Here is a 9,460-nt window from a genome sequence, read left to right as displayed (position 1 = left end):
TCGCCCCCTTGCCAAGCTGCGATGACACGCTCGCGCAGGTCGAGCGAATGCGTACCGGACATAGCAGGCGATACCTCCTCACTCCGTCAACACCCTCCGCCTGCTCCCTTCATCCGCACCCCGCTATGAGTCGGCAGCGCGTCGCCGATTCCACTCGTGGGGTAGCAGCTCACCGATGCGCGAGTTGGGGTGCGTCTGCACTCGCAGCAAGACGTCGGCGAGGTACGCCTCGGGGTTGATTTGGTTGGCCTCGCAGGTGGCCACCAGCGCGTAGAGGCCCACGAGGTTTTCACCCGCGGCCTCGTGGCCAACGAAGAGAGAGTTTTTGCGGCCCAGGGCAGCCTTCCTCAGCGCCGATTCCGAGCGGTTGTTGTCGAGAGGAAGGCGCTCATTCTCCACGAAGCGCGTGAGGGCCTCCCACTGCTTGAGGGCGTAGGAAATGGCCTGGCCCAGCGGACTCTTGGGCGGATGACGCGGCGCCTGCGTTTCAAGCCAGGCGTGCAGTCGCGTGAGGACGGGTGCGCTGTGCTGCTGGCGCAGCTCGCGGTGGGCCGGCGTGCGCACCACGTCCGCCTCTCGCGCCTGGACTTCCACGCGGTAGAGCTCGAGGATGAAGTCCAGTGCCTCTCGCGCCTCGGGGGCGGTTGCCAGCGCATCGAAGAATCGGCGGCGGCAATGGGCCCAGCAGCCGACACGTACCTGGCCCTTTGGCAGCGTCACCGCGTTGTAGCCGGTGTACGCGTCCACCACGAGTGCGCCTGTGGTACCGCCTAGGACTTCCTTGGGCGTCTTGCTAGCCCGGCCCATGCTGAAGCGGTAGCCGATGAGCCACTGGTCTTCGTCGTTCTGGGTGAGGAAAGTCCAGAGGTAGCCCAGGCGGGTCTTTTTCACGTCCAGCACCCGCAGCGGCGTCTCGTCCGCCCACACCACGTCCGCGGACCCAATGCATTGCAGCAGGTGGCGGGAGAGAGGCATCAGCACCGAGGCGGCCTGATGGAAGAGGTCCGTCAGCGTACTGCGACTCATGGGGATGCCACCGCGTTCGACTCGTTGAGCGAGCCGGTGCAAGGGCATGGCATCGGCGCACTTCGACGTCACCACGTGGGCAATGAAGCCCGGGCCGTACTCGCCTCTGTCCACCACCCTCGCCGAAGGCGGAGCCGTGACGACACCCCGGCCGCACGCGCACGCCAGCACTTCCTGCACGTGCACCTGCCTCTCGAAGCGCGCCGGCACGTACTCGTACACCACCGAGGTGCGCCCCTGGCCCAGCGGATTCAAGTCCTCGCCGCCGCACGACGGGCACTGGCGCTCCTCGGAGGGTACCGCGTGGCGAATCTCCCGCGCGGGCGCCTCCTCGGCTTTCCGAGTGGCCCTCTCTCGGCGCTTCTGCTTCGCGGCCTCAGCCCGAGCCGCCGTCGAATCCGCGTCCCCTCGCAGCTCGGCGGCCACCGTCGGCAGCTTCTCCGCCCGCCTGCCGAAGACGTGACGCTGCAGGGCCGCCAACTGCCCCTTGAGCGCGTCCACCTCCCCGCCGATGCGGCTCACCTCGGCTTTGAGCTCCTCCGCCTCCTCGCGCCAGGGGCAGAAGTGGTCTTGCGGAAGCTCTCGGGGCACCAGGCCTCAACACGCCGCCGCCGTGCTGCCTCCCCGGCCAGCAGCGTCACGTGCCGGTACGCCCGGGAGGCGTCCAGGCGGGCTGGCGCCTCACCTGGGCCACGTCGATGCCGTCCAGCAGCATCGCCAATTGCGTGGCGTCCAGGTGCACCACCTGGGCGCCCTCGTCCACCGGCGGCAGGCGGAACCTCCCCGGCTCCAGCCGTTTGTACAGCAGCACGAAGCCGCCCCGGCTCCACGTCAGTACCTTGATGCGGTCTCCTCGCCTGGAAACGAAGGCGAAGATGTGCCCCGAGTAGACGTCCTCGCCCCAGGCCGTGCGCACCAGCGCCATGAGGCCGTCAATCGACTTGCGCATGTCCACCGGCTCGGTGACCAGCACCACGCGCACTGAGGCTGGAAGGGAAAACACTGCCTCACCGCCCCAGCGCGGCGACGAGCCGGGCCACGTAGTCGACGTCGGTGCCCTCCTCGAAGCGCACCCGCGCTCCGCTCGCCGTTACCACCTCCAGCATCGACTCCGTCGCCGCGGGCCCCGTCGCGACCTCCACCGGCAGCAGGCGCACTGCCTCTGCCTGACTGCCGTGCAAACGGCGGCGCCGGTACCCCCACGACTGCAACGTACTCAATCGCAACCCTCGCTGCGAGGCGAACTCCTTCTGCGTCAGTCCGCTCGCCTCGAAGGCTTCGGCGAACCGAAACCACTCCTGTTTCTCCACCGGCTTCGACATGCACGCCAGGGTCCACGGCGCCAACTCTTCACTCAATGCCCCTCAGCACGTCGTTGGCCGGACGGATACGTATTGGCCGCCACCGTCAGCACATAGGGCTGGCGCAATCCCTCCAGGAAGCGTCGCAATGTCTTCCGCTGCGCGCGCCCCAGCAACGCCCTCACGTACTCCACTGCAGCGGCATGTGCTTCGCGCCTGCGGAAGTGGGGCTGCAGCAAAGCCCCTACCTCCTCCATTTCCGCGCCGAGTTGGCCGACCAGGCGCACCTCGTGCGCTCGCATCGCTGCGTCGATTGCCCTCGACATGGGAAGCCTCGCTCCTCCCCCTCCTGTTCTTTCAACAGAGAGGAGGTTGCGGCTTCTTCCGAACTGCAACTGTAGGATTAGGCGGCGCACACTCCCGCCAGTCACCGATGTCCTTCACTGGAGTCGTTGGCGACGCCACCATCAAGCCGTCGCCATGCGCTGTCACTACCGCGCACGTGGCGCGAGACTCAAACTACAACTGTATGATTAAGATGCGGAACTTCGATCCGTACTTGGTGCGTGCGCAGTCCCGGGAGGCATCATTAAGCGAACTCGAATAAATACTTGCCCTGTATCAACGCGGCATCCCGTAAACCCACCACATCAACCCTCCCACCGCGAGTTGGCCACCGACAAACAGTGCCAGCCGCCACGGTAGGCGCACCGGCCGCCCCTGGAAGTCATCAAACCGCACCAGGGCGAACAGGGCCCAGACCAGCGTCATCACGCCACTAAGCACGAAGCCCTTCACGGGGCTCTCCACAGGCGGGGCGAAGATGAAATGATACAGCACGGCGGGCACCACGAAGGCCACCAACAGCACCAACCCCCAGACGCGCGCGGCAGGCACCAATGTCGCCGCCCTGCGCATCCTCCGGGCCCTCCCTAGCTTCGGCGCCATCTCGCTCACCGGCGTCGGCTTGGGCAGCACCTTCCCCTTCCACACCAGGTAGTGCGTAGCCATCAGCCGCGAGGCGCGCGTCAGGTTGAAGCCCTCCACCGGCGTCCCCGCCGCCATCGCGCTGCGGCAGCTCACCGCCCAGTCGATGTAGTGGTGGACCTCCTCCAGCGGCAGCTTGACGATGCTCCGGATGACCTCGCGCGCCACCACGGGCGCCAGCGGGTCCACGGTCCACCCGTCCGGCCCCAACGTGCGCAGCGCCTCATCCTCCCGCTTCGCCCCCACGGGCGCGCCCTCTTCGCCCTGGGACTCCAGCTCCCACGCCATGGTGCCCACGTCGCCCATCCACACCCGCGTGCTCTTGAAGCCCGCTTCCTTCGCCAGGCTGGCCACGCGCGTCAGGAAGCCGTCCTGCTCTGCCGCCTCCGCCTCGCCTTCGACGCGCGGCGCACCGAGCACCTGCACGTCGATGAGCGTCAGCGACGGCCCGAACTGGAAGACGTCCGCGACGACGATGTCGCTCTGGGGCTGCTCCCCGAACGACGTCCCCAGTGCGGCGTCCATCCACTGACGGACCCTGGACCGGTCCGGGCTCCCATGAATCCAGAGGTGATTCGCGATGCCGTAAGCCATGAGCTCCTCAACCCGGATGCCTACCAGAGACGCGGCGCCACGCTCCAGGATGATTGGCGCCCCGCCCCTTCACGGATACCACCCCGGGTCATGGTAGACAGGGACGCACCGCATGGACCGCCTGTCCCAACTCCTCTGGCTCTGGATGCTCTTCTTCGCCGTCAACGCCCTCTGGGCGCTGGCGCAGACCGCCGTGGCCAGCACGCTGGGGGCACGGCCCGTGTCCGTCGTCCTCGGCTACGGCCCCACCCTGCTCTCCGCCCGCCTGGGGAGCATCCTGTGGGCCTTCCGCCCCCTGGCGCTCGGCAGCGCGGTGAGCTTCGACGAGCCCGTCGAGGGCGCCCCCGCCAAGAGCCGCCTCCTCCAGCTTTCCCCGCCCCTCCACGCCGCCGTCATCCTCCTGCCCTGGGCCGTGCAGGTCGCCATCGCCATGGCCTGCCTGGGGCCCACAGAGGCCCTACGCCAGTTCGTGAGCGGCTTCGCCGTGCCCTTCGAGCCCTCCCTGCTCCCCGGCCGCGTGGAGCGCTTCCTCGCGCTCCTCCGGGACGGCGACCTGCTGCGCGCCTGGGGCCTGATGAGCGCGAAGCTGGCCGCCCTCAACCTGCTGCCCCTGCCCGCGCTCGCCGGAGGCACCTTCCTGCTCCTACCGTGGCGAAAGGGATACCCCGTCTGGGCCGGCCTGCTCGGAATCCTCGGACTCCTGGCCGCCGTGCCGTGGGTGCTCTACGTGCTCTACGTGGTCATCAAGGCGCTCGTCTGACGCCTACTCCTGGCGCTGCAACGCCAGCCGGGCCCCCAGCGCGACGAACACGCCACCGGTGACGCGCTTCTGCCACGCGGCCACGCGCGGATTGCGCCGCATCCAGCCCCCAAAGGCACCCGCGAACGCAGCCAGCAGCACCAGCCACGACGTCCCCGTGACGGAGAACATCAACCCGAGCCCCAGGAACTGGAGCCCCGTCGAGCCCGCGGACGCGTCCACGAACTGCGGCAGGAAGGCGAGGAAGAACACGGCCACCTTCGGGTTCAGCACGTTGGTGACGACGCCGTCGCGGAAGATGCGCCACAGGCCAGCGGGTGGCAGCGCCTGCACCGCCTCGGCCGCGGTGTCCTTGCTGCGCAGCATCTGCACGCCCATCCACACGAGGTAGGCCGCCCCACCCCACTTCACCACGGAGAAGGCCAGCGCCGACGTCGCGAGCAACGTCGACAGCCCGAACGCCGCCGCCGCGATGTGGAACAGGCACCCAACGAAGATGCCCAGCGCGGAGACGATGCCCGCCTTGCGCCCCTGCCCCATGCTCCGGGCCAGAACGAACATCGTGTCCGGCCCGGGCGTCAGGATGAGCGCGAGCACCGCCAGGAAGTAGGCCGTGAGGCGCGTCGGGTCGAAGAACATGGCGGCTCCAGTGGGGGCACGACTGGCCCCGATTGCCAGTCACCGTACCCGCCGGAGCCCGCCGAGCAAAGCGACCCGCAGCATCAGACAGGCGCGCGCGTACCGGCCCGCTCGTCCGCGATTCGCGCCTCACGCTCGCGCCGCAGGGCCCGCTCGGCCTCCTCCGCGCTGATGGGCACGGCAGGACGGAACACCGTGCGATACACCGCCGCCGCGGTGGCGCCTCCCAGGAGCGGCGCCACGATGAACAGCCACAGCTGCCCCATGGGCACGCTCCCCGCGAACACCGCCGGCCCCAGGCTGCGCGCCGGATTCACCGACGTGTTCGTCACCGGAATCCCCACCAGGTGGATGAGCGTCAGCACCAGGCCAATGGCCAGCCCCGCGAAGCCTACCGGGGCGCGCGCATCCGTCGCGCCCAGCACCGTGAGCACGAGCAGAAAGGTGAGCGCCACCTCCGTGAGGAAGGCCGCTCCCATGTTGAAGCCGTCAGGCGAAGCGGCGCCGTACCCGTTGGTCGCGAGTCCCTCGGTCACCGCCGAGTAACCTCCGGGCATGCCCTTGGCAATCAGCAGCACCACGCCCGCGCCGAGGATGGCCCCCACGCACTGCGCCACCACGTAGCCGACCGCGTCCTTGCCCTCCATCTTCCCCGTCAGCAGCAGGCCCAGCGTCACCGCTGGATTCACATGGCAGCCGGAGATGGGGCCAATCACGTACACCATGGCCAGCAGGGACAGGCCAAAGGCGAGCGCGACACCTTGGAAGCCGATGTGGTCGCCCGCCAGCACGGCCGCCCCGACGCCTCCCAACACCAGGACGAACGTCCCGATGAACTCCGCAACGTACTTCCGGACGGCCTCGTTGTTGCGGGTGTTGCCCGCCCGAGCCAGCGCGGCCCTGTCCCTGGATGCATCCATGGTCAGCCTCGATTCGCGCGGTCAGACGCCGCGCTTCAGCGAATTCTTCCAGGCACGCTGTGCATGGACCGGGAGACGACAACGCGAAGCACCGCGTCATGGCCGCTGAGCGGCCCCAGTGCGCGGCCCAAGGCCCTCCGCCTCCCTTGATGCGCAAAGCCAGACCCTCTTTGACTTTCAGGTTTATGGCAGACAGCCTGGATAGGCCGTCCCCACCTGAAAGGACTTGTCATGAAGGCTGCAACGCTGCTGCTCGCGGTGTCGACGCTGCTGTCCGCGGTTGGCTGTGGACCGGTGGATGCGCCGGAAACCGAAGTGGACCTGGGCCAGGACGAGGCCGCGCTGAACAACTGCGGCACGCTCAAGTACATGTGCCCCAACGGCACCTTCATCCGGTGCCCCTCGGGCACGCAGACGTGCGGGATGTACACGACGTGCTCGCTCGAATGCGACGGCCTCGAGGTGCGCTGCGACTTCGCCGACCTCTGCCCGCTCATGTGACGTCGCTGTCTCCCGCAATAGACACCACGAAGAAGACGCCACCATGAAGACTGGAAGCCTGCTGCTCGCCGTGACGACGATGCTGCTGATGGCCGCGTGTGGCCCCGTGGACGCGCCGGCGCCCGGCGTGGCCGCCGAGGAGCTGGGCCAGAGCACCGCGGAGCTCCACACCTGCACCAACAGCTGTTCAGCCACGGGAGGCCCGTCCATCAGCTGTACGGGCAACTCCTGCTCGTCCGCGAGCAACTACGTCGTCTGTGATGGCCAGTACACCTACTGCCAGCAGCCTCCGCCGCCCGGTCCGTGCGCCGACTTCACGCTCCGCTGCCCGGGAAGCAGCACCATCCTCCGGTGCCCGACGCAGACGCAGGTCTGCATGGAGTGGACGAGCTGCTCCATCCGGTGCGACGGCGTGGAGCGCCGCTGCCCGACGCCCGGCGGAACGGTCTGCCCGCTCTAGCCAGACGTCGTGACCTGGGTGCGGCGCCGCGCGCAGTGGGCGGCGCCCGCACCAGCAAGGCACTACTTGTTCTTCATCACCCCGATGAAGGGGATGTTCCGGTACACCTCGCCGAAGTCGAGCCCGTAGCCCACGACGAAGAGGTCATCGATGACGAAGCCCTTGTAGTCGATGTCCACCTTCGTCCGGGCGCGCGAGGGCTTCTCCAGCAGCGTGCACACCTTCAGCGACGCGGGGTGCCGAGCGCGCAGGTTCTCCAGCAGGAACTGCATGGTGAGCCCGGTGTCGATGATGTCCTCGATGATGAGCAGGTGCTTGCCGGCCATCGGCTTGCTGACGTCGGTGGTGATGCGCACCTCGCCCGTGGACTCCGTGCCGCCCTGGTAGCTGGACACGCCCAGGAACTCCAACTTCACCGGCAGGTCGATGTACTTCGCCAGGTCGATGGCGAAGAACGCCGAGCCCTTCAGCACGCAGATGAGCGTCAGGTCCTTGCCCGCGTAGTCGCGCGTAATCTCCGCCGCGAGCTCGCGCACGCGCGCCTGCAACTTGTCCTCGGAAATCAGGACACCGACTTCCTGCTCGTAGAACGCCAAGGATTCCTCCGCTACACGTACGCGTTGTTCATGATCTCCCCGAAGCCGCCGCCTCCGGGGACGATGTACTGCCGGTCATCCAGGCCCCGCTCCTTCTCCCAGAGCGCGCCCGGCTCGGTGCCGAACACCTCCGGCGGGGACAGGCCCCGGTCCAACCGGAGCGCGTAGATGATGACGTCCGGATGGTCCGTGGTCATCTTCCGCAGGTACTCCGGCGTGACGATGAGGTTCAGGGTGATGATGCGCCGGGGCGTCCCGGGCACCTTGTTCTTGTAGAGCGAAATCGCCGTGGACAGGCTGCCCCCCGTGGCCCCCATGGGGTCCGGGAAGAGGACGAAGGCGTCGTCCACGTCGCCGCCAATCTTCGCGCCGCCAATCTCCGAGCCCACCACCGCCTCCGCGGCGTCAATCATGCGGCTCATGATGATGTGGTCCTGGCGCACCACCGTCGGGTCCAGCGTGGCGTTCATCAGGTCGTACGTCACCTGCGACGGCAGCGTGCCCGCCCGGGCGATGTTCACCGTCACCACCCGCACCTGCGGGTCGATGACCTCGCCCTGGTAGAGCCCCTGCGGAGTGGAGTCGATCATCCGCGTGGGCAGGCTGACGTTCTTCCGCGGGAACTCCGCGTTGAGCACCGTCTTCACCAGGTCGACGTACAGCGTCTCCACCAGGCGGTTGATCTGCGGCTGGATGACGCCCTTCGAACACAGCGTGGCCAACTGGGTCAGGAGAAAGGGATTTCCCACCAGGTGGACGTGAGGCCCATAGTGGTGGGGCATCTCGTTCAGCTTGAAGGGAACGTTGGAGTACAGGGTGTCGCGCATCCGTTCAGCTCCCGCTCAGTCGAACAGTTCCAACGTCTGCGGCGGTGTGCCCTCCGCCGGTTCCGCTACGTGACACTTGCGGCAGCGCGGCTCGTACGCGCCCGCCGCGCCCACCACCACCCGCTCACCACTGGACACGATGCGCTGGGAGCGGTTGGCCGGGTTCCCGCACACCACGCAGATGGCCAGCTCCTTCGTCACGTACTCCGACACCGCCATCAACTGGGGCATCGGTTCGAAGGGGCGCCCCTGGTAGTCCTGGTCCAGCCCCGCGCAGATGACGCGCAGGCCCTTGTTGGCCAGCGCCTCCACCACGGCGACCACTTCTGAACCGAAGAACTGCACCTCGTCGATGCCCACCACCTGGGTGTCCGGCGCGAGCCTGTAAAAAATCTCTTCAGCCCGCTCGATGGCCGTGGACAGCACCTTGTGCTGCGAGTGGCTCACCACCGCGGATTCGTCGTAGCGGTTGTCGATGCGCGGCTTGAAGACCTGCACCTTCTGCTTGCCGTAGACGGCGCGTTGGACGCGGCGGATCAGCTCCTCCGTCTTGCCGGAGAACATCGAACCGCAGATGACCTCTATCCACCCGATATCTTTGGGGAATTGGTGCAAGGAACGCTCACGGGCCGGCGGCGGAAAGGGCGCGGATAGTCTGCCACGACCCCAGGGGAGTCAACTTCCCGCCACGCCCGTCCCATAGCCGAATCGTCCCCGGATGTCGCCCGCTTCCTCGCCTGCCCTTCACCGGGCCCCGCGGGCCTTGGCAAGGCTCTTGAAGAGCCTTGGCTACGGACTGGCGAAGGGGGATGGGCGTGGCGGCAACGATCGAACAGATGCGGGGCGGTC

Annotated in this window: 13 protein-coding genes; 3 read left to right on the top strand and 10 right to left on the bottom strand. The window is 67.7% G+C overall.

Annotated features, from left to right (window positions below; all coding sequences use genetic code 11):
* Positions 1-123: 123 nt before the first annotated feature.
* From tnpC to HNV26_RS35705, 5 genes are all read right to left on the bottom strand, one after another.
* Positions 124-1,617 carry an IS66 family transposase gene (gene tnpC, locus HNV26_RS35725; protein ID WP_171442359.1) on the bottom strand — a complete coding sequence of 498 codons (1,494 nt, stop codon included), beginning with the start codon at positions 1,615-1,617 and terminating at the stop codon, positions 124-126.
* Between the two features lie 46 nt (positions 1,618-1,663).
* Complete coding sequence (tnpB, locus tag HNV26_RS35720; protein WP_171452991.1) at positions 1,664-2,008, bottom strand: IS66 family insertion sequence element accessory protein TnpB; 345 nt, start codon at positions 2,006-2,008, stop codon at positions 1,664-1,666.
* Between the two features lie 25 nt (positions 2,009-2,033).
* Positions 2,034-2,348: an IS66 family insertion sequence element accessory protein TnpA gene (gene tnpA / locus HNV26_RS35715; RefSeq protein WP_171442361.1), complete on the bottom strand. Its 315-nt coding sequence runs from the start codon at positions 2,346-2,348 to the stop codon at positions 2,034-2,036.
* 32 nt (positions 2,349-2,380) lie between these two features.
* Positions 2,381-2,653, bottom strand: a complete 273-nt coding sequence (locus HNV26_RS35710; RefSeq protein ID WP_216613050.1) for a hypothetical protein — start codon at positions 2,651-2,653, stop codon at positions 2,381-2,383.
* 295 nt (positions 2,654-2,948) lie between these two features.
* Entirely contained in the window at positions 2,949-3,908 is a 960-nt protein-coding gene (locus tag HNV26_RS35705; RefSeq protein ID WP_253817358.1) for a hypothetical protein, read from the bottom strand.
* 112 nt (positions 3,909-4,020) lie between these two features.
* Here HNV26_RS35705 and HNV26_RS35700 point away from each other — a divergent pair, with 112 nt between their 5' ends.
* Positions 4,021-4,668, top strand: a complete 648-nt coding sequence (locus HNV26_RS35700) for a hypothetical protein (RefSeq protein ID WP_171442362.1) — start codon at positions 4,021-4,023, stop codon at positions 4,666-4,668.
* Between the two features lie 3 nt (positions 4,669-4,671).
* Here the strand turns inward: HNV26_RS35700 and HNV26_RS35695 are convergent, their stop codons facing one another.
* Positions 4,672-5,307: a LysE family translocator gene (locus tag HNV26_RS35695; protein ID WP_090491545.1), complete on the bottom strand. Its 636-nt coding sequence runs from the start codon at positions 5,305-5,307 to the stop codon at positions 4,672-4,674.
* Between the two features lie 83 nt (positions 5,308-5,390).
* Positions 5,391-6,227, bottom strand: a complete 837-nt coding sequence (gene aqpZ, locus HNV26_RS35690; RefSeq protein ID WP_171442363.1) for an aquaporin Z — start codon at positions 6,225-6,227, stop codon at positions 5,391-5,393.
* A 231-nt stretch (positions 6,228-6,458) separates the two neighbouring features.
* On the opposite strand from aqpZ, the gene HNV26_RS35685 reads away from it, so the two are divergent.
* Both HNV26_RS35685 and HNV26_RS35680 read left to right on the top strand, forming a co-directional pair.
* Positions 6,459-6,728, top strand: coding sequence for a hypothetical protein (locus HNV26_RS35685; protein ID WP_216613049.1), 270 nt, complete (start codon positions 6,459-6,461; stop codon positions 6,726-6,728).
* 43 nt (positions 6,729-6,771) lie between these two features.
* Entirely contained in the window at positions 6,772-7,188 is a 417-nt protein-coding gene (locus HNV26_RS35680; RefSeq protein WP_171442364.1) for a hypothetical protein, read from the top strand.
* Between the two features lie 62 nt (positions 7,189-7,250).
* Here the strand turns inward: HNV26_RS35680 and hpt are convergent, their stop codons facing one another.
* Genes hpt through HNV26_RS35665 form a run of 3 tightly spaced genes read right to left on the bottom strand, consistent with a single transcriptional unit; the run spans position 7,251 to position 9,226 of the window.
* Complete coding sequence (gene hpt / locus HNV26_RS35675; RefSeq protein ID WP_011555045.1) at positions 7,251-7,784, bottom strand: hypoxanthine phosphoribosyltransferase; 534 nt, start codon at positions 7,782-7,784, stop codon at positions 7,251-7,253.
* Positions 7,785-7,795: 11 nt separating this feature from the next.
* Positions 7,796-8,611, bottom strand: coding sequence for a uracil phosphoribosyltransferase (locus tag HNV26_RS35670; protein ID WP_011555046.1), 816 nt, complete (start codon positions 8,609-8,611; stop codon positions 7,796-7,798).
* Positions 8,612-8,626: 15 nt separating this feature from the next.
* The gene (locus HNV26_RS35665; protein WP_011555047.1) at positions 8,627-9,226 is read right to left on the bottom strand and encodes a thymidine kinase; all 600 of its coding nucleotides are present in this window, start codon (positions 9,224-9,226) and stop codon (positions 8,627-8,629) included.
* Positions 9,227-9,460 lie beyond the last annotated feature (234 nt).

It is taken from the genome of Myxococcus xanthus, from assembly GCF_013116825.1.
Classification (GTDB): domain Bacteria; phylum Myxococcota; class Myxococcia; order Myxococcales; family Myxococcaceae; genus Myxococcus; species Myxococcus xanthus_B.
Note: the sequence above shows the minus strand (reverse complement) of the source record. Positions and strands in the feature narration are given on the sequence as shown.

Excerpts from the sequence above, each read along its gene's own strand:
- HNV26_RS35705 (WP_253817358.1), bottom strand. The coding sequence starts at position 3,908 with ATGGCTTACGGCATCGCGAATCACCTCTGGATTCATGGGAGCCCGGAC.
- tnpA (WP_171442361.1), bottom strand. The coding sequence starts at position 2,348 with ATGTCGAAGCCGGTGGAGAAACAGGAGTGGTTTCGGTTCGCCGAAGCC.
- HNV26_RS35700 (WP_171442362.1), top strand. The coding sequence starts at position 4,021 with ATGGACCGCCTGTCCCAACTCCTCTGGCTCTGGATGCTCTTCTTCGCC.
- HNV26_RS35670 (WP_011555046.1), bottom strand. The coding sequence starts at position 8,611 with ATGCGCGACACCCTGTACTCCAACGTTCCCTTCAAGCTGAACGAGATG.
- HNV26_RS35680 (WP_171442364.1), top strand. The coding sequence starts at position 6,772 with ATGAAGACTGGAAGCCTGCTGCTCGCCGTGACGACGATGCTGCTGATG.
- HNV26_RS35710 (WP_216613050.1), bottom strand. The coding sequence starts at position 2,653 with ATGTCGAGGGCAATCGACGCAGCGATGCGAGCGCACGAGGTGCGCCTG.
- aqpZ (WP_171442363.1), bottom strand. The coding sequence starts at position 6,227 with ATGGATGCATCCAGGGACAGGGCCGCGCTGGCTCGGGCGGGCAACACC.
- HNV26_RS35695 (WP_090491545.1), bottom strand. The coding sequence starts at position 5,307 with ATGTTCTTCGACCCGACGCGCCTCACGGCCTACTTCCTGGCGGTGCTC.
- HNV26_RS35685 (WP_216613049.1), top strand. The coding sequence starts at position 6,459 with ATGAAGGCTGCAACGCTGCTGCTCGCGGTGTCGACGCTGCTGTCCGCG.